General features: G+C 72.4%; 14 protein-coding genes and 1 pseudogene. 5 read left to right on the forward strand and 10 right to left on the reverse strand.

Going from position 1 to position 18756, the window contains the following annotated elements; genetic code table 11:
• Positions 1-8: 8 nt before the first annotated feature.
• The 8 genes from NUM_RS20280 to NUM_RS20315 form a co-directional block, all read right to left on the reverse strand.
• On the reverse strand, positions 9-911 hold the full coding sequence (locus NUM_RS20280) for a glycine betaine ABC transporter substrate-binding protein (RefSeq protein ID WP_207126481.1): 903 nt from the start codon (positions 909-911) through the stop codon (positions 9-11).
• Positions 912-1044: 133 nt separating this feature from the next.
• Positions 1045-1953 (reverse strand): glycine betaine ABC transporter substrate-binding protein, encoded by a 909-nt coding sequence (locus NUM_RS20285; protein ID WP_207126482.1) that lies wholly within the window; start codon positions 1951-1953, stop codon positions 1045-1047.
• Positions 1954-2038: 85 nt separating this feature from the next.
• The gene (locus NUM_RS20290) at positions 2039-3001 is read right to left on the reverse strand and encodes an ABC transporter permease (protein WP_207126483.1); all 963 of its coding nucleotides are present in this window, start codon (positions 2999-3001) and stop codon (positions 2039-2041) included.
• Positions 2988-4259, reverse strand: coding sequence for a quaternary amine ABC transporter ATP-binding protein (locus NUM_RS20295; protein ID WP_207126484.1), 1272 nt, complete (start codon positions 4257-4259; stop codon positions 2988-2990). The genes NUM_RS20290 and NUM_RS20295 overlap by 14 nt, the downstream gene beginning before the upstream one ends.
• Positions 4260-4796: 537 nt before the next feature.
• Positions 4797-5612 carry a pyrroline-5-carboxylate reductase gene (gene proC / locus NUM_RS20300; protein ID WP_207126485.1) on the reverse strand — a complete coding sequence of 272 codons (816 nt, stop codon included), beginning with the start codon at positions 5610-5612 and terminating at the stop codon, positions 4797-4799.
• Positions 5613-5948: 336 nt separating this feature from the next.
• Complete coding sequence (locus tag NUM_RS20305; RefSeq protein ID WP_207126486.1) at positions 5949-6974, reverse strand: 6-phosphofructokinase; 1026 nt, start codon at positions 6972-6974, stop codon at positions 5949-5951.
• Between the two features lie 320 nt (positions 6975-7294).
• The gene (locus tag NUM_RS20310; RefSeq protein WP_207126487.1) at positions 7295-7828 is read right to left on the reverse strand and encodes a polyadenylate-specific 3'-exoribonuclease AS; all 534 of its coding nucleotides are present in this window, start codon (positions 7826-7828) and stop codon (positions 7295-7297) included.
• 10 nt (positions 7829-7838) lie between these two features.
• Positions 7839-9017, reverse strand: a complete 1179-nt coding sequence (locus tag NUM_RS20315) for a low temperature requirement protein A (RefSeq protein ID WP_207126488.1) — start codon at positions 9015-9017, stop codon at positions 7839-7841.
• A 247-nt stretch (positions 9018-9264) separates the two neighbouring features.
• Here NUM_RS20315 and NUM_RS20320 point away from each other — a divergent pair, with 247 nt between their 5' ends.
• The 3 genes from NUM_RS20320 (at position 9265) to NUM_RS20330 (ending at position 12817) form a co-directional block, all read left to right on the forward strand.
• The gene (locus NUM_RS20320) at positions 9265-10149 is read left to right on the forward strand and encodes a DUF1028 domain-containing protein (protein ID WP_207126489.1); all 885 of its coding nucleotides are present in this window, start codon (positions 9265-9267) and stop codon (positions 10147-10149) included.
• Between the two features lie 80 nt (positions 10150-10229).
• Complete coding sequence (glpK, locus tag NUM_RS20325; RefSeq protein WP_207126490.1) at positions 10230-11735, forward strand: glycerol kinase GlpK; 1506 nt, start codon at positions 10230-10232, stop codon at positions 11733-11735.
• A 440-nt stretch (positions 11736-12175) separates the two neighbouring features.
• Positions 12176-12817: a Crp/Fnr family transcriptional regulator gene (locus tag NUM_RS20330; RefSeq protein ID WP_207126576.1), complete on the forward strand. Its 642-nt coding sequence runs from the start codon at positions 12176-12178 to the stop codon at positions 12815-12817.
• A 59-nt stretch (positions 12818-12876) separates the two neighbouring features.
• On the opposite strand, the gene NUM_RS20335 is transcribed toward NUM_RS20330, so the two are convergent.
• Positions 12877-13143, reverse strand: coding sequence for a hypothetical protein (locus NUM_RS20335; protein ID WP_207126491.1), 267 nt, complete (start codon positions 13141-13143; stop codon positions 12877-12879).
• A 224-nt stretch (positions 13144-13367) separates the two neighbouring features.
• Here NUM_RS20335 and NUM_RS20340 point away from each other — a divergent pair, with 224 nt between their 5' ends.
• Entirely contained in the window at positions 13368-16931 is a 3564-nt protein-coding gene (locus tag NUM_RS20340; protein WP_207126492.1) for an adenylate/guanylate cyclase domain-containing protein, read from the forward strand.
• A 7-nt stretch (positions 16932-16938) separates the two neighbouring features.
• Here the strand turns inward: NUM_RS20340 and NUM_RS20345 are convergent, their stop codons facing one another.
• Positions 16939-17673, reverse strand: coding sequence for a lysophospholipid acyltransferase family protein (locus NUM_RS20345; RefSeq protein WP_207126493.1), 735 nt, complete (start codon positions 17671-17673; stop codon positions 16939-16941).
• A 224-nt stretch (positions 17674-17897) separates the two neighbouring features.
• Between NUM_RS20345 and NUM_RS38055 the strand changes: the two are divergent.
• Positions 17898-18194 (forward strand): annotated as a pseudogene (locus NUM_RS38055) (DUF308 domain-containing protein); the annotation flags it as partial.
• Positions 18195-18756 lie beyond the last annotated feature (562 nt).

Below are 18756 nucleotides of genomic sequence, written 5' to 3' on the forward strand. Positions count from 1 at the left end.
TGGACCGGTCAGGCGGTCATCTTCTCGACGAAGTCGGCGTTGGCCCGCATCCAGTTGGTGACGCCGGCTTCGACGCTGGTTCCCTTGTTCAGGGCCGCGTTCTCCAGCGACGCCATCTGCGCGTCGGTCATCCGGAAGTTCTTCAACCAGCCGGCCAGCTCCCGGTGGCTGGACGCGAATCCCTTGTGCCCGTAGGTGTGCACCTTCTCCTTGGCGCCCATCAGGCCCTTCGGGTCCGTCAGGTCCTTCAGCTCGTACTGCGAGTACGCCCAGTGCGGCCGCCACAGCGTCACCACGATCGGCTTCTTCGAGGCGTACGCGCTCTTCAACGCGCTCAGCATCGCGGTCGTGGACGAGGTCTGCAGCGTGTAGTCGCTCAGCCCGTAGCCCTGGATGGTCTCCTTGGTGGCCTTCATCTCGCCCGCGCCCGGCTCGATCCCGACGATCTTGCCGCCGAACTCGGACCCCTTGCCCTTGAGGTCGGCGATGCTGTTCACGTCCTTGACGTACGCGGGGACGGTGATGTCCAGCGTCGCCTGGTCGTACCAGATGCCGAGATCCTCCAGCTGGCTGTGGTACTTGTCGATGTAGGCCTTGTGCGTCTTCGGCAGCCAGGCGTCCAGGTAGAGATCGAGGTCGCCCCCGGCCAGACCGGTGTACATCGGGCCGGCGTCACTGATGTTCCTGACCGTGACGTGGTAGCCCTTCTTCGCCAGCACCTGCCGCCAGAGCTCGGTGACCACCTGGTCGTCGGCCCAGCCCTGGACCACGCCGATGGTGACGTTCTTGGCGCCCTCCCCGGCGGCCGAGCCGCTGACCTCCTTGCTCTTGCCGCACGCCGCCAGCGTCGCCGACAGCGTCAACGCGACCGCGACACCCGCGACCACTCGGGCGAACGGTTTCCGTCGCACGTCGTTTCCTCCTGCCCGGCCGGTACCGGCGAACCGGTTCCGGAACCCGGATCGTCCACTGTGGACATGATGTCGGCCGGCCGATTGTGCAATGTCGACAATCGACCGGCCGAAAAAAGACCCGGTTGCCGCGTCAGGCGGTCATCTGCTTGACGAAGTCCTGGTTCTCGTTCATCCACTTGGTCACGCCGGCGCTGACGTTGTTGGACTGCTTGTTCAACGCCTCGTTCTCCAGCGACGCGAGCTGCGCGTCGGGCATCTTGAAGTTCTTCAGCCAGCCGGCCAGCTCCTTGTGGCTGGAGCTGAATCCCTTGTGCGCGTACGTGTGGATCTTCTCCTTGGCGCCCATCAGGCCCTTCGGGTCCTTCAGGTCCTTCAGCTTGTACGCGGAGTACGCCCAGTGCGGCCGCCACAGGGTGACCACGATCGGCTTCTTCGAGGCGTACGCGCTCTTCAACGCGCTCAGCATCGCCGTGGTCGACGAGGTCTGCAGCGTGTAGTCGCTCAGCCCGTAACCCTTGATCGCTTCCTTCGCGGCGGCGGTCAGTCCGGCGCCCGGCTCGATGCCGACGATCTTGCCGTCGACCTTGCTCGCCTTGCCCTTGAGGTCGGCGATGCTGTTGACGTCGGTCATGTACTGCGGGACGGTGATGTCCAGCGTGGCCTGGTCGTACCAGATGCCCAGGTCCTCCATCTGGCTGCCGTACTTGTCCACGTAGGTCTTGTGGGTCTTCGGCAGCCAGGTGTCCATGAACAGGTCCAGGTCACCGCCGGCGAGGCCGGTGAACGTCGGGCCGGCGTCGCTGATGTTCTTCAGCGTGACCTTGTAGCCCTTCTTCTCCAGCACCTGCTTCCACAGCTCGCTGACCACCTGGTCCTCGGCCCAGCCCTGCAGTACGCCGATGGTCACTTCCTTGGCGTTCCCGCTGGAGCCGGAGTCGCCGCTGACCTCCTTGCTCTTCCCGCACGCCGCCAGCGTCGCCGACAGCGTCAACGCGACCGCGACACCCGCGACCACTCGGGCGACCAGTTTCCGTCGCACCTGGAGTTCCTTTCTCTGGACCGGCCGCCTGCGGCCGGATCGGGCGGCGGTACCGGTTGATCGCCGGTACCGCCATCGGGATCTGTCAGGCATTCACCTTGGCCGCCTGGCCGGCGTCCGTGTTCGCGTTGCGGCCCTTCGCCTGCCGCCGCTTCAACGCCCGCGCCCGGCGGGCGAGCCGCGCCTCCGGCGCGGCGCGTTCGCCCAGTCCGGCGGTGAGCCGGTCCAGCACGATCGCGAGGATCACCACCGCCAGGCCGCTCTGGAACCCGCCGGCGACGTCGGTCTGCGACACCGCGCCCACCACGTCCTGACCGAGGCCGGGCGCCGAGAGCATGCCGGCGATCACGACCATCGACAGGGTCAGCATGATCACCTGGTTGACGCCGGCCATCATCGTGCCCAGCGACAGCGGCAGCTTGATCCGCAGCAGCACCTTCCACGGGGACGCGCCGAACGCCTCGCCGGCCTCGACCACCTCGTGGTTGACCTGGCGAATGCCCAGTTCGGTGAACCGCACGCCGGGCGGCATCGCGAACACGACGGTCGCCACCAGGCCCGGCGCCGGGCCCAGGCCGAGCAGGATGACCGCCGGGATCAGGTACACGAACTGCGGCATCGTCTGCATCAGGTCGAGGATCGGCTTGACGATCCTCGACACCCAGGCACTCTGCGCCGCCGCGATCCCGATGGGTATCGCGAGGATCAGCGACACCGCCGCCGCCACGATGACCAGTGCCAGCGTCTTCATCGCGTCGTCCCACAGCTGCATCGACACGATCAGCAGCGGGCCGAGCAGCGCGAAGATGGCGAACTTCCAGGTACGCAGCCACAGGCCGAGCAGGATGAAGATGAGGATCATGACCGGCCACGGCACCGCGATCAGCGCGTCCGACAGCCCGGAGACGACCGTCTCGACCACCGACTTGATGCCGTCGAACAGCACCCCGATGTTGAACTTCAGCCAGGTGACCAGATGGTCGGCCCAGCTGCCGATCGGGATCTGCGGAATCGACGGGCCGGAGGTGGCCAGGTTATGCAGAGACATCGGCATCCCCTTCCCGGTCGACGGACACGCTGGCGGTCGGGTCCAACCCGGGCGGCGGATCGTCCACCGGCTCGGTCTCCTCGCTGCCGTTGCCCAGCGCGGCGAGCAGCGTCACCCGCGGGATCACGCCGAGCAGCTTGCCGTCCTCGTCCACCACCGCCAGCGGTACCGGCGTCTCCGCGGCCGGCGCGAACAGGTCGGCGACCGGCGTGTCCGGGCCCACCCTGACGATGTCGTCGTCCAGCAGCGAACCGAGGCTCGACTCGCCGTGCCGCAGCGCCTCCGAGGTCGGCCCCTCCCGCACCACACCGGCGAGCTTGCGGTCGCGGGTGAGCACGAACAGGGCGCTGATCTGGTTCTCCCGCATCGTCTTGACCGCGGCGCGGGGGCCGCCGCCGACGCCGATGGTGGCGGCGGGCGGCTCCATGATCGAGCTGGCGGTCAGCACCCGGGTGCGGTCCACGTCGGCGACGAACTGCGCCACGTAGTCGTTCGCCGGGTCGGTCAGGATCTCCTCGGCAGTACCGATCTGCACGATCCGGCCGTCCCGCATCACCGCGATGTGGTCGCCGACCCGCATCGCCTCGTTCAGGTCGTGGGTGATGAACACGATCGTCTTGCCGAGCCGGCTCTGCAGCTCCAGCAGCTGGGTCTGCATGTCCCGCCGGATCAGCGGGTCCAGCGCGCTGAACGCCTCGTCCATCAGCAGCACGTCGGTACCGGCGGCGAACGCGCGGGCCAACCCGACCCGCTGCTGCATACCACCGGACAGCTGCGACGGGAGGCTCTCCTCCCACCCCTCCAGGCCGACCATGGCGAGCGCCTCGCGCGCCTTCTGCCGGCGCGCCGCGACCGGCTCGCCCTTGACCTCGAGCGGGTAGGCGGCGTTGTCCAGCACGGTGCGGTGCGGCAGCAGCGCGAAGTGCTGGAAGACCATGCTGACCTTGCGTTGGCGCAGTTCGCGGAGCTGCTTGGGCCGCATCTTGCTGATGTCGATGCCGTCGATCTCGACGGTGCCGGCGGTCGGCCGCCACAGCCCGTTGAGCATCCGGATCAGGGTCGACTTGCCCGAACCGGACAGCCCCATCACGACAAAGATCTCACCCGGCGCCACCTCGAACGACGCATCGATGACCGCGGCGGTGGCGCCCTGCGCGCGGACCTCCTCGCGGCTCGCCCCCGAAGACAGCGCCTTCGCGGCCTGCTCCGGTCGGCGACCGAACACCTTGTACACCGAGTCTGCGCGTACTGCTGGCACGATCTCCTCTTCGCTCGTCGGGTCGCACCGCGTCACCCTCCGAGCCGGAGCCGGCGGCTACACGGCGTAACCGATGTCAGGCGCGGGACCGGCCGGAACGGGTTCCGGACCGGCACTGTCACAGCCGCACGGCAGGCACCACGGACGGACCATCGACCCGCGTGCACGGCCGTGGCGCGCGTGTCCAACGGGGCCAACCCTATCGAAGGCTCGCCGGCTCGCATCCCGAGGATGTCACGCGGCGGTAAACCGGAGGGTCGATAGCCTGGTATTGGTGGGCAATTGTCCCGGTCCGGCCCCCGGGAACTCCGCCGCCATCCGTTACACCTATGTGATCTCCGCGGCAGATACTGCCGGGCGGTTCGCGACCCGCCGGGGCCCACCCGGCGCCCGCGCCGGCGTCACGGTCGCGACGCCCGACAGGGCCGGGTCGCCATCTGAAGTCGCTCACTCATTGCAACCGGCGAGCCGAGATCATCGAGCGAGCCCACCCGGTCGAGTGGTCACGCATTGCCACGATCGCGGGTAGTTGCACGGTCACGTGTAGTCGGCGGCGATTTCCCGGGCCCGGTCCCGGGCCGCCTCCAACGCCGCGATCAACGCCGCCCGTACCTTGTGGTCCTCCAGCTCCCGGATCGCGTTGATGGTGGTCCCCGCCGGCGACGTGACCGCCTCCCGCAGCTTGACCGGATGCTCACCGGAGTCGCGCAGCATCGCCGCCGAACCGATCACCGTCTGCAGGATCAGCTCGTACGCCACCTGCCGGGGCAGGCCGAGCAGGATGCCGGCGTCGGTCATCGCCTCCACCAGGTAGTAGATGTAGGCGGGGCCGGAGCCGGACAGCGCGGTCACCGCGTCCTGCTGCGACTCGGGCAGCCGGATGGTGCGCCCCAACGGCCGGAACATCTCCTCGGCCAGCGCGAGTTGCTCGGCGGTGGCGTGGGTGCCACCGGAGATCGCGGTCATCGCCTGATCGACCATCGCCGGCGTGTTCGACATGACCCGGATGACCGGGGTACCGGACGGCAGGTGCTTCTCGAAGAACGACGTCGGCAGGCCGGCGCAGATCGACACCACCACCACGTCGCGACCCACCTTCGGGCCCAGCGCGGCCAGCAACGCCGGCGCGTCCTGCGGCTTGACCGCGATCGTCAGCACGTCCGCCGACGCCGCCGCCTCGTCGTTGTCGACCACCCGCACGCCGTAGCGCACCGCGAGTTCCTCGGCTCGTTCCGGCCGGCGTGCCGTCGCGAGCAACCGGCCCGCCGGCCACCCGGCCCGCAGCAGCCCCGACAGCAACGTCTCGCCCATCTTGCCGGCCCCGACCACGGCGACCGTATGCTCCCCTGCCATCCCCCGACCCTACGTCCGCCCCCCACCACACCCCGCACTCGTCCCACGCCCCGGTGCCCCGACGCCGAAACCCGCTCGCACAGCTCCGAAGCAGCCAGGCGGCGTCCAACTCACCGCACCGGACCCCGACCTTCCGAGACGGCCAGGCGGCGTCCGGACCTCGTCCCCGCTCCCCCGACGGGGGATGGTCAAGGGGGCGAAGGCCCCCTTGACGGGGAGGGGCGTGGGGAGGGGCGAAGCCCCGCCCCACGTTCCCCCACGCGGGGTGAAGGCCGCGAACAGAGATGGCCTTTGCACCAACACCCCGGCACCGAGAACGCCCGGCAAAAGGCGTACTCAGCCGAAGAAGACCTCGGCCTCCGCGTACCGCTCCGGCGGCACCGTCTTGATCTTCGCCGTCGCCTCCGCCAGCGGCACCCGCACGATGTCGGTACCGCGCAGCGCCACCATCTGTCCCCAGTCCTTGTCGTGCACCGCGTCCACCGCGTGCAGCCCGAACCGCGTCGCCAGCACCCGGTCGTACGCGGTCGGGGTACCGCCCCGCTGGATGTGGCCCAGCACGACGGCGCGCGCCTCCTTGCCGGTGCGCTGCTCGATCGAGTCGGCCAGCCACTGACCGATGCCGCCCAGCCGCATGTGCCCGAACGAGTCGAGCCGGTCGGTCTGGGTCACCTCGCTCGCGTCCGCCGGCACCGCGCCCTCGGCGACCACGACGATCGGCGAGTACTGGGAACGGAACCGTTCCTCGATGTACTCGCAGACCTGGTCCAGGTCGAACGGGCGCTCCGGGGTGAGGATGACGTTGGCGCCGCCGGCCAGGCCGGAGTGCAGCGCGATCCAGCCGGCGTGCCGGCCCATCACCTCGACGACCACGGTGCGGTGGTGGCTCTCCGCGGTGGTGTGCAGCCGGTCGATCGCCTCGGTGGCGATGTTGACCGCGGTGTCGAAGCCGAACGTGTAGTCGGTGGCGCCCAGGTCGTTGTCGATGGTCTTCGGTACGCCGACCACCGGCAGCCCCTCGGCGTGCAGCTTCGCGGCGGCGCCGAGGGTGTCCTCGCCGCCGATCGCGATCAGCGCGTCCACGCCCAGCTCGGCCAGGTTGTCGCGGATCCGCCGGCCGCCGTCGTCCGACGCGTACGGGTTGGTCCGGGACGAGCCGAGGATGGTCCCGCCACGAGGCAAAATGCCGCGCACCTGCTCGACACCGAGCGGCATCGTGGCGTTCTCGAGCGGCCCACGCCAGCCGTCGCGGAAACCGAGGAACTCGTTCCCGTACACCTTCGTGCCCTTGCGGACGACCGCCCGGATCACGGCGTTCAGGCCGGGACAGTCGCCGCCGCCGGTGAGTACGCCGATGCGCATGATCGCTCACTCCTTCGTCACCAACGTGGCCGTGGCGCGGGGCATCGGCGTCGTTGCCGCCCCATGCCGGCCAGCCTAGGGTCTGCCCCGGCCGATGTGGGCACAACCGGGACAATCCAGTGCCGATCGGCCGACACCCACAGGGTCGAGGTGAGGCCACACATCCCGACCGCAACGGCATCCAGCACCGCCGACATCGGGTCGCGGGTTCCATACTTGCCGATGAAGCCCGCCGGCGACAGACCCGCCGAGCTGGGAGGTCGTCCCCAGCCCCCGCCGGTACCGCTCGGCCGGCCGCCGCGGACCTCAGGCGGCAGCGTTCAGCGCGGCGCCACCTCGGGTCGGGCGAGGGCGCTCATCGCCCGCCAGCGGGCCAGGCCGAGGCGCGCGTCGGCGAGCGCGTCGTGCCGGTCGCTGCCGTGGCCGGGCAGCTCCGGGCAGCCCAGCGACTCCCAGCGCTGCCGCAGCTCGTGCGTGAAGCGCGGGATCTCCCGGGGCAGCGCCGGCATCGCGCCCCACAGCTGCGCCACCGCGACATGGTCGTACGCGGCGAGCCAGGCCCACAGCTCGATCCGCTCGGCGCGGCCGGTGCGCAGCGGCTCGGTGAGGTAGTCGTACAGGTCGTCGCGGATCCGCTCGCGCGAGCGCCACGCCCTGTCCGCCGGCGACGGCAGCTTGTCCAGCACGTGCCGGCGCACCCAGTCGATCGCCTTGCCCGGGTCGAACTCGGTCGACACCGCATAGAACTCCCGGTCGTCCTCGTCGACCACGCCGACCGAGACCAGGTCGATGGTGCGCCCGTCCTCGATGAACTCGCAGTCGACGAAGTACCGGTGCACCCGCTCCGTCCCCATGCCCGGCACCCTACGCGCCGGTCGGTACCGCCCCGCCCGGCGCCGCGGGCGGGTCTGCCGGGCCCCGATCACCGGCCCCCGGGCGACGCGCCGCCTCCACCGCGAGCCCGGCCGCGACCAGTACGGCGAGGGCGGCGAGCTGCGCCACGACCCCGGCGTACCGGCCGACCGGCGCGGTGCCGAGCGCCAGCACCGCGAGGCAGCCACGCACCGCGACCGGCCCGGCGGACAGCACCCGGCGGAAGCAGACGTCGCCGGCCAGGTACCCGGCGACGCCGAGCGCGGTGACCGCGGCGACCGGCCAGCTCGGCCCGCCGTGCCCGAGGCCGATCGCCACCCCGGCCGACAGCAGCACGATGCCCAGCATCATCGGCACGTAGGAGTAGAAGAAGCCGTAGACGGCGAGCCGGGGACGCTCCGCGGGCTCGGCACGGCGCATCCGCGCCACGGCGGCGTCGACCGCCCCGGCGCCGAAGTACGCCCACCACAGCATCGCGAGCAGCGCCAACACCAGTACCGCCGTCGCGGTCAGCCGCAGATCGACCGGGTGGCCGGCGACGCCCTTGCCGATCGACACCACCGACTCGCCGAACGCCACGATCAGCAGCAGCCCGTGCCGCTCGACGAAGTGGTCGGGCTCGATCCGGAACTGCGAGTCACCGCCGACCACCCGGCCCAGGTGCGGCGTGACGATCTGCACCGCCAGCGCCACCGCCCACAACCACGGCCGTACCGACCCGGGCAGGAACCCGGCTGCCAGCACCAGCACCGCGGACAGCAGGTTGAACGGCGCGACCCGCAGGATCGCCCGCCACGCCTCGGTCAGCCCGAACAGCGCCAGGTGCACCAGCACCACGACCAGGTAGCCGAGCCCGAACGCGATCCCGCCCGACCCGGTGATCTGCGGCAACGCCAGCGCCATCACCAGGAAGCCGGCCATCGCGACGATCAGCAGCACCCGCCGGGCCGGGTCGGTGGGCGCGGCGGCGTTGGTGACCCAGGCGAACGCGCCGTACATCCACCACAGCACCCCGAACAGCAGCAGCACCCGCAGCACGCCGACCGGGCTCAGCTCGTGTTCGAGCAGGCCGGTGAGCTGGGTGAGGGTGAACACGAACACCAGGTCGAAGAACAGCTCCAGCGTCGAGACGCCCGCCGGCTGCGCCACCGCCCTCCGCAGCCGCACCATTCGCCCGTCCTCTCCCCCGTCATGCCCGCGCCGTGCCGCCCTGGCCCGGCCTGGGGAGGGTACCGGGGGTGCCACCGCCCGTTCGCTAAGGTCACCGGACCAGGACCAACGGTGCCGGCACGGCACCGAGACCAACGTGCCGGGCGGCACCGAGACCAGCGGTGCCGGGCGGCACCGAGACCAACGGTGCCGGGCCGGCACTGAGACGAGCGGTGCCGGCCCCGGCGCCGGGCGACGGAGGTGGCCGATGACGTTCTCGATCGTGGCCCGCGGTACCGACGGCTCCGGCCGGCCGGCGTACGGGGTGGCGGTGGCCAGCAAGTTCCTCGCCGTCGGCGCGGCGGTACCGGCGGCCGACCCGGTGGCGGGCGCGCTCGCCACCCAGTCGATGGCGAACCTCGCCTACCGGCCGCAGGGCCTCGCGCTGCTGCGGTCCGGTACCGCCGCGGCCGACGTGGTCGCCGGGCTCACCGCCGCCGACCCGCTGCGCGACGAACGGCAGCTCGGCGTGGTCGGCCCGACCGGCGACGGAGCGACCCACACCGGCGCGCACTGCCTGGACTGGGCCGGCGGTACCACCGGGGACGGGTTCGCCATCCAGGGCAACATCCTCGCCGGGCCGGGCGTGGTCGAGGCGATGCGGGTGGCGTACCTGGACTCGTCCGGGCCGCTGGCGGAGCGGCTGGTCGCGGCGCTGCGCGCCGGGGACGAGGCGGGCGGCGACCGGCGCGGCCGGCAGAGCGCCGCGCTGCTGGTCGCGGTGGCCAACGCCGGCTACGGCGCCGACCCGGCCGTGCCGTACCTGGGCGACACCGGCAGCCACCTCGCCGTCGACCTGCGGGTGGACGACCACCCCGCGCCGGTCGCCGAGCTGGCCCGGCTGCTCACCGCGCACCACCTCTACTTCGACCGGCCCGACCCGGCCAGCCTGCTGCCGCTGACCGGCCCGCTGGCCGACGAGGTACGCGCGCTGCTCGCCGGCCTGGGCCATGCGGCGAGCGGCGAACCGGCCCGCGGCCTGGACGACGCCCTGGCCGAGTGGGCCGGCATCGAGAACTACGAGGTGCGCCTGTCCCCCGGCCGCATCGACCCGCTCGTCCTGGACCGGCTGCGCGCCAGCGCACCCCGCTGATCATCAGGCTATGGTCCCGGGAAACGCTTGCCCGACAACACGAACCCCATGATCGACCGGGGTCGGCGGAGGAGGAAGTCGTGAGTGTGCTGGCGATCGACGCGGGTACCACCGGGGTGACCGCGCTGGTGGTGGACGGTGCCGGCGGCATCGCCGCGCGCGGGTACCAGGAGTTCCCGCAGCACTTCCCGCGGCCCGGTTGGGTGGAGCACGAGCCGGAGGAGATCTGGCTCGCCACCATCTCGGCGTGCAAGGCGGCGATCGACGGCGCGCGCGCCGCGGACGTGCCGGCGCCGACCGCGATCGGCATCACCAACCAGCGCGAGACCGTGGTGCTGTGGGACCGGCGTACGTTGCGGGCGCCGCGGCGAGCGATCGTCTGGCAGGACCGGCGTACCGCCGACATCTGCGCCGAGTTCTCCGACGCCGGGCACGGCGCCCGGGTCGGCGAGCTGACCGGGCTGCGGCTCGACCCGTACTTCTCGGCGACGAAGCTGACCTGGCTGGCCCGCAACGAGCCGGACACCTGGCGCGGGGTCACCGAGGGCCGGCTGGTGGTCGGCACCGTGGACGCGTACCTGGTGGCCCGGCTGACCGGCGGCCAGGTGCTCGCCACCGAGGTGTCCAACGCCAGCCGCACCCTGCTGTACGACACGTTCGGCGGCGGCTGGTCGGCCGAGCTGTGCGAGCTGTTCGGGGTGCCGGAGATCGCGCTGCCGGAGGTGGTCGGCTCGTCCGGAGTGCTCGGGCACACCGACCCGGGCGAGTTCCTCGGTCTGACGCTGCCGGTGGCCGGCATCGCCGGCGACCAGCAGGCCGCGCTGTTCGGCCAGGCGTGCTTCGACACCGGGGCAACGAAGTGCACGTACGGCACCGGGTCGTTCGTGCTGACCAACACCGGCGACACCCCGGTACGGTCCGAGCACGGGCTGCTCACCACGATCGCCTGGGACCTCGGCGACGGCCCGGTGTACGCGCTGGAGGGCTCCATCTTCGTCACCGGCGCGGCGGTGCAGTGGCTGCGCGACGGGCTGGGCATCATCGGCGCCGCGGCCGAGATCGAGGGGCTCGCGGCGACCGTGCCGGACACCCACGGCGTGGTGTTCGTCCCGGCGCTCACCGGCCTCGGCGCGCCCTACTGGGACCCGTCCGCGCGCGGCACCATCCTCGGCCTGACCCGCGGTACCACCCGCGCCCACCTGGCCCGCGCCACCCTCGCCGCGATCGCGTACGAGGTGCGCGACGTGCTCACGGTGATGGCCGCCGAGCTGGCCGGCGACGACCGGCCCACGGCCGAGGTGATCCCGGAGCTGTCCGTCGACGGCGGCGCGTCGGCCAACTCGCTGCTGTGCCAGCTGCAGGCCGACCAGCTCGCCCTGCCGGTACGCCGGCCGCGGGTCACCGAGACCACCGGGCTGGGCGCCGCGTTCCTGGCCGGGCTGGCCACCGGCGTCTGGTCGTCGACCGACGAGCTCGCCCGGACCTGGCAGCTCGACGCCCGCTTCACCCCGTCCGGCCGCACCGACGAGGACGGGTACCGGCTGTGGCGCGTCGCGGTCGACCGGGCCCGCGACTGGCCCGCCTGAAGCGTCCGGGGCGCGACCCGGCACCCCCTGGGCAACGAGGCGGGGCGGGACAGACACGGACGGCCCCGGTCACCGTCGAGACGGTGACCGGGGCCGTGACCGCGAACCGCGTCGGTCTCCACGCGGCCGACGCGGCGATGCCGTAGGCACGTCCGCAGGGATGCTCCCCCAAGATCCCGCGGACGTCGCTCGCCGCACGACAGCGCTGCCGCGCCAACCCCCGTGACCGGCGCGGTTCTCGCGGTCGTGAGTCAGCCTGCCAGCCGTTACCGGCGTGAACTGTCGCATGACCGATACCTCAGGTGTAGACAGCACGACAGTTGGACCGGATGCTTGTAGAACGCACACACGAGCAGTGACGGTCCGAATTCGGGCCGAGAGAGGCAGCGCGGGTGGACAGGCAGGGCACCGACTTCGACGACGCGATCACGAACGTCGAGATGTTCACCGACCTCGACCCCGAGGTTCGGCGCCGGATCGCGGCCGCGGCCGTGCCCCGCACGTACCGGAAGGGGCAGTTGCTGTTCGTCGAGGACGATCCCGGTGAGTCGCTGATCGTGGTGCGCTCCGGGGCGGTCGCGGTGTTTCGCACCTCGTCCTCGGGCGAGCGCGCGCTGCTGCACGTGGTGCGGCCGCCGGGGGTGCTCGGCGAGGTGGCGCTGCTCGACGGCGCGCCCCGGTCGGCCTCGGTGGAGGCGATCGAGCGGTGCAGCGCGCTGGCGCTGTCGCGCACCGCGTTCCTGGAGCTGGTGCACGCCAACCCGCGCATCCTGGACAGCGTGCTGAACTCGCTCGGCAGCCTGATCCGGCGACTGACCGAGCAGAACACCGACCACGTGTTCCTCGACCTGGCCGGCCGGGTGGCGAAGACGCTGGTGCGGCTGGCCGGCGACACCGCGGCACCGATGGTCACCGTCGAGTTGAACCAGAGCCAGCTCGCCGAGATGGCCGGCGGCTCCCGGCAGAGCGTCAACCAGGCGATCGGCACGTTCGCCGGTCGCGGCTGGCTGCGCACCGAGGGCCGCCGGATCGTCATCACCGACATCGGCGCGCTGCGACGCCGGGCCGGGATGAGCGGCTGACCGCGGCGCGCGGTCGCATCGACCCCGTCGCCCCGGACCGCGGTCGCCGCGCCGCTCGGTCAGCTGATGCCGGGCCAGCCGTTCGGCTGCACCACACCGGACTTGTCCGGCTCCGGCTCCGGCTGCTGCGGCTCGGTGGTGCCGGTGGTCTCGGTCGACTTCTCGTCGTCCGAGCGCGGCTCCTCGCGCTTCGGTGTCTCCTCGGTTGCCACGAATCCTCCTGCTTCGAGTTCGGCCAGCGTGACGTTGTCCACCTCGACCAGATCACCGGCACGATGCCGGGCCTCCCCCGGCCCGGTCCAGTCGGCCGCCAGCCGTACCAACACGTCAAACCTCCATCGACCGGCATGCGTGCCAGGCGTTCACAGTTGCTCTGATCGCCGCTGACCCTACTGACCAGCATCGACATCGCCTGCGCACTGTCGCCATTCCGACCGAGAAGGCAGCCTGAAGTATCGTGCAGTGGCGGTACGTCGACAGTGCCCGGACCTCGTCGCTTCGTTCGGTTGTCGAAGCGTGACAGCATGACTTGTCGTTGCCGGGTCACCGGGTGCCGGTCGGCCCGTCGAGCGTCGGAAGCTGGGAGGCCGCCATCCCCGTCTCATGTGCCCACTGCGGCCGCGTCGCCGGGCCGGACGACCGGTTCTGCGGAAGCTGCGGCACGGCGCTGAGCCGGCAGTGCCCCGGCTGTGGCCGCGCGGCCGACCCCGATCTCACGTTCTGCACCGGGTGCGGGCGCCGGCTCACCGAGACCGGTGCACCGGCGGCCGGCGGCGCGGTCGGATCGAGCGGCCGGGAGGACCGCCGCCGGGTCAGCGTGCTGTTCATCGACGTGGTCAGCTTCACCCGGTTCGTCGAGCGGGCCGACCCGGAGCAGGTCCGGCAGATGCAGAGCGGGTTCTTCAGCACCGTCCGGCAGATCGTCGGCCGCTACGGCGGGCTGGTGGAGAAGTACATCGGGGACGCGGTGATGGCGCTGTTCGGAGCGCCGATCGCGACCGAGACCGCGGTGCTCGGCTGCGTGTCGGCCGCGCTCGACCTGCAACGCACCCTCGCCGGGGCGGACGCGGGTACCGAGCCGTCGTTCAGCTTCCGGATCGGCATCGCGACCGGCGAGGCGCTGGTCGACACCGCCGCCGCCCGCGACGGCGGCCAGGCGATCGCCGCCGGCGACGTGCTCAACACCGCGTCCCGGTTGCAGTCCGCGGCGCCGATCGGCGGGGTGCTGGTCGACGGCCCGACGCACGCCGCCACCGCCGACGACTTCCGGTACGAGCGGCGCGATCCGGTGGTGCTGCGCGGCCACACCGAGCCGACCGAGGTGTGGGTGCCGGTCACCTCGCTGCGCCGGCGCACCACGGTGCGCGATCAGGAGTCGACCCCGCTGGTCAACCGGGTGCACGAGCTGCGGCTGCTCACCGGTGCGCTGGAGCGGATGGTGACCGACCGGCAGCCGCAGCTGGTCACGCTGTTCGGCCGGGCCGGCATCGGCAAGAGCCGGCTGGTCGCCGAGCTGCACCGGTACGCCGCCGCGCACGACGACGTGCGGATCCGGTGGCACACCGGCTTCTGCCCGCCGTTCGGCGAGAACGTTACCTACTCCGCGTTCGCCGACATCGTCAAGGCCGAGGCCGGCATCCTCGACTCCGACGACGCGGCCCGCGCCCGCGACCGGTTGCGCGCGGCGGTGTCCCGGCTGGTACCGCCGGTGGAGGCGGACCGGCTGACCAACGCGCTCGGCCCGCTGGTCGGGCTGCCCGGCGAGCAGTTGCTCGCCGAGGACACCGAGTCGGCGTGGCGGCGGTTCGTGGTGGCGCTCGCCTCCGAGCGCCCCACCGTACTGGTGGTCGAGGACCTGCACTGGGCCGACCAGACCATGGTCAGCTTCGTGGAGCGGCTCGGTTCGGCGATGCGCGACGTGCCGCTGCTGGTGCTCTGCACCTCCCGGCCGGAGCTGCTGGAGCACGAACCGGCCTGGGCGGTGGCGATCGCCGGCTCGCAGACGATCAGCCTGTCGTCGATGAACGACAAGCACATCGCCGACATGTACGCGGCGCTGTTCGGCAAGGCGACGTTCCCCACCGACATGCTCGGCCAGCTGGTGGAACTCGCCGGCGGCAACCCGCTGTACGCGCACGAGTACTTCCGGATGCTGCTGGAGCAGGGCACGCTGGCGCCGGCGATCGGCAGCCGGGACGGCGACGCGACGGCGTCGATCCCGGACAACGTGCACGCGGTGATCGCCAACCGGCTCGACCTGCTCGACGCGGCCGACCGGGCGGTGCTGCAGTCCGCGTCGGTGTTCGGGATGGTGTTCTGGCCGGACGCGGTGGCGAGCGCGCTGCGCCAGCCGCCGGCCGCGGTGGAGCGCGCGCTGCGCCGGCTGGAGCTGCGCGACCTGGTGCTGCAGCAGAACGAGAGCAGCCGCGAGCAGCAGACCGAGTACCGGTTCTCGCACGTGCTCATCCGCGACGTCTGCTACCAGCGGCTGCCCCGCACCGAGCGGGTGGCGCAGCATGCCCGGGCCGCGGACTGGCTGGAGGCGGCGGCCGACGCGACCGGCAGCCGCTCCTCCGACCTCGCCGAGGTGGTCGCGAACCACCGGTTCTCCGCGCACGAGATCGCCCGCACCCTCGGCATCCCGACCGCGCCGTACGCGCCGGGCGCCCGCCGCGCGCTGCACCACGCGGCCCGCCGGGCGTACGCGCTGCACGCGCCGGACATCGCCGCCGGCCACGTGGCGAAGGCGCTGCGGCTGTTCGGTGCCGACGAGGCGGACTCCGACGAGCGGCTGGAACTGGAGCTGTTCGCGGCCGAGCTGTCGTTCCTGCGCGGCGCGGACGAGTTCGTCGCCGGCGGCGGCATGGACCGGCTGGCCCGGCTGGTCGAGCGGCTGGACCGCAGCGGCAACGAGCAGGCCGCCGCGCAGGCCCTGACGGTACGCAGCCGGGTCGCGTTGATGACCGCCGACCGCACCGCCGCCGCCGGCGGGCTGGCCGAGGCGATCCGCCGGTTCGCCGGGCTGCCCGACTCCGAACCGAAGGCGAGCGCGTACGCGGATCTGGCCCGAATCCATCTGAGCAGCGCGGAGCTGCCGGCGGCGATCGAGTCGGCCGGCCGGGCCGCCGACATCGCGGCCCGGCTCGGGCTGATCGAGGTGCAGGCCAGCGCGATGATCTCGATCGGCGCGAGCCGCTACCTCGGCGGCGAGCCGGACGGGATGACGATCATGGAGCAGGCGCTGGAGACCTGCCGCCGGCTCAAGCTGCCGAGCCTGCGCCGGGCCACCCAGAACCTCGGCTCGGCGCTGCTGGAGGAGGGCGAGCTGGACCGGTCCCGGCAGCTGCTCGACGAGGGTGCGCTGGTGGAGGTCACCGACGGGCACAGCCTGACCACCAACTACGCGGCGGAGGGCAGCCGGGCGTTCCTGGCCGGTGACTGGGACAGCACCCTGGTCGCCAACGAGGCGCTGCGGGACAGCCCGTCCGGCGCCTGGGACCTGCAGTCCCGGCTGCAGAGCATCTGGCTGCGCGCGCTGCGCGGCGAGCGCGCCGACGACGACCACGAGGAACTGTCCGCGGCGCTGCGGATCGCCCGGGACAGCGGTTTCCCCCGGCTGGCCTGGACCGCGTTCGGGCACGGCGCGCTCTGCCTGGCGCTGCACGACCGGCCCGGCGAGGCGGCCGAGCTGCTCGCCGACCTGGCCGCCAGCTGGCGGCGGTACCAGACGGTGCCCAGCGGCGAGTGGGTGGCGGCGGCCGGGCATGCGGCGGCGCTGGCCGGTGCGACCGCGGCCGGCACGCTGCGCGACATGCTCGCCGAGGTGCCGCGCGGCACGCCGTGGACCCGGGCCGCCGCGGCATCCGCGGCCGGGGCGCTGGCGGCCGGTACCGATCACGCCGCCGCGGCGGCCCGGCACGTCGAGGCCGCGCAGCTGTACCGCCGGATCGGCACCCGCAGCGACGAGATCCTGTCGCTCGCGGTGGCGCTCGGGCACTACACCGCGGCCGGCGTCGCCGACCGGGCCGAGCAGTACCGGCGGGAGGTGCGGATGTTCGCCGCCGCCAACCAGGCGAGCCGGCTGCTGCGGCTCGGCGGGCAGCCCCCGGCGTGACGGTCGGTCAGGCGGCGGTGTGCGCGGGGGCCGGCTTCTCGGCCGCCGCCTCGCCCTGGGTCGGCTTGTCCGACTTCTTGACCTTCGCGGCGTAGACGTCCACGTACTCCTGACCGGACAGCTCCATCAGGTTGTACATGATCTCGTCGGTCACCGAGCGCTCCACGAACCGGTCACCGGCCATCCCGGCGTACCGGGAGAAGTCGAGCGGCGCGCCGATGCGCATGTGCACCCGCTTGTTGAGCCGGGGCAGCTTGGCGCCGGCCGGCTGGATCTCGTGGAAGTTGACCATCGCGCACGGGATGACCGGCACCCCGGACTCCAGCGCGAGCCGGGCCACGCCGGTCTTGCCGCGGTAGAGCTGGCCGTCCGGCGAGCGGGTGCCCTCCGGGTACATGCCCCACAGCTTGCCCTCTTCGAGGACCTGCTTGCCGGCGTCGAGCGCGGCGCGGGCGGCGCGCCCGCCGGCGCGATCGACCGGTACGCACCCGATCGTGGTGAAGAACAGCCGGCTCAGCCAGCCCTTGAGGCCCTTACCGGTGAAATACTCGCTCTTGGCCATGAACCGGATCGGCCGGTGCACCATCAGCGGCAGGAACACCGAGTCGATGAACGCCACGTGGTTGCTGGCGAGGATCGCCGGACCGGTCGCGGGGACGTGCTCGAGGCCTTCGACCTTCGGCCGCCACAGCACCCGCAACCACGGACCGATCAAGATCCATTTCAGCACCCAGTACAGCACGTGGGCCTCTCCGTTCGTCGACCTACGCAAGCAGCGTACGGAGCAGGGCGGGGAGCCGGCAACGTGGCCGGAGAAGTTCTCCGCCCTGTCCATGTCGCGATTGGGCCAGGTACCGTCGGTCTGTCGGGGCTGCGACGCCGACCGCGGTGTGGCGTTGCTCCCAGCAGGCGAAGCGAACGTGGCCTCGTGCGCGGTCACCGGCCGGCGGGAAGGTGGTGGTGGGCATGTCGAGCGCCGGTGGGCGTCGGCACGGTCGGCGGGACAACGGCCTGCACGCCGCCGAGTACGCGGTGGCCGGTGACGTCGACCCGCGGGTGGGCGAGCACCTGCTCGACGTGCTCGGCCTCGCCGGCATCGCGGCGTACCTGCAACCCACCGCCGACCTGCACCCGGTGACCCGGACCACGACCCTGCCCAGCCGCCCGATCGACCGGCTGTACGTCGATCGGGAACATCTGGACGAGGCCCGCGAATTCCTGGACAAACTGGGCCCCTCGGCGGCGCCGTCGGCGGCGATGGACCCGGCCGCCGGCGCGGCACCGGCCGGCTCCGGCGACCCGACCCGGCCCGGCGGGAGCGGCAGCGATCCGACCGCGCCGGAACCACCCCGGCCACCCACCGCCGAACCGACCAGGTCCGAGCTGAGCGACGACGACGTGCGGGACGCCTGGGCGGCGATCGTGGCCGAGTTCGACTCGCCGAGCGCCGCGCCGGTGCCGCCCTGGCCGGTGGCCGAGGACGTCGCGGACGAGCCCGACCCGGACGGCGCCGACGACGCCGGCCGGTCCGGCGCGCCGGCCGAGCCGCCGGCCGCGAAGCCGGGGGCCGGGCTGCGGCCGGCGACCACCTGGCGCTCCGACAGCCAGCGCCCCGACCTGCTCGACGAGCTCGACGCCGAGGAGGACGAGGGGTACGAGCCGCCGCCACCGCCGCCGATCCCCCGCCCCTCGCTGTACACCGCGATCGCCGTGCTGGCGATCGCGGGTGGTCTGGTGCTGTGCATCCGGCCGGAGCTGCTGTCCGGCATCGGCCTCAACGACCGCACCGGGATGGCGCTCGGGTTCTGCGTGCTGCTGGCCGGAT

Source organism: Actinocatenispora comari (assembly GCF_017312725.1).
GTDB classification, from domain to species: domain Bacteria; phylum Actinomycetota; class Actinomycetes; order Mycobacteriales; family Micromonosporaceae; genus Actinocatenispora; species Actinocatenispora comari.

Bases quoted from the DNA above. Each gene is read 5' to 3' on its own strand.
- NUM_RS20290 (WP_207126483.1), bottom strand. From the start codon at position 3,001: ATGTCTCTGCATAACCTGGCCACCTCCGGCCCGTCGATTCCGCAGATC.
- proC (WP_207126485.1), bottom strand. From the start codon at position 5,612: ATGGCAGGGGAGCATACGGTCGCCGTGGTCGGGGCCGGCAAGATGGGC.
- NUM_RS20305 (WP_207126486.1), bottom strand. From the start codon at position 6,974: ATGCGCATCGGCGTACTCACCGGCGGCGGCGACTGTCCCGGCCTGAAC.
- NUM_RS20310 (WP_207126487.1), bottom strand. From the start codon at position 7,828: ATGGGGACGGAGCGGGTGCACCGGTACTTCGTCGACTGCGAGTTCATC.
- NUM_RS20315 (WP_207126488.1), bottom strand. From the start codon at position 9,017: ATGGTGCGGCTGCGGAGGGCGGTGGCGCAGCCGGCGGGCGTCTCGACG.
- NUM_RS20320 (WP_207126489.1), top strand. From the start codon at position 9,265: ATGACGTTCTCGATCGTGGCCCGCGGTACCGACGGCTCCGGCCGGCCG.
- NUM_RS20330 (WP_207126576.1), top strand. From the start codon at position 12,176: ATGTTCACCGACCTCGACCCCGAGGTTCGGCGCCGGATCGCGGCCGCG.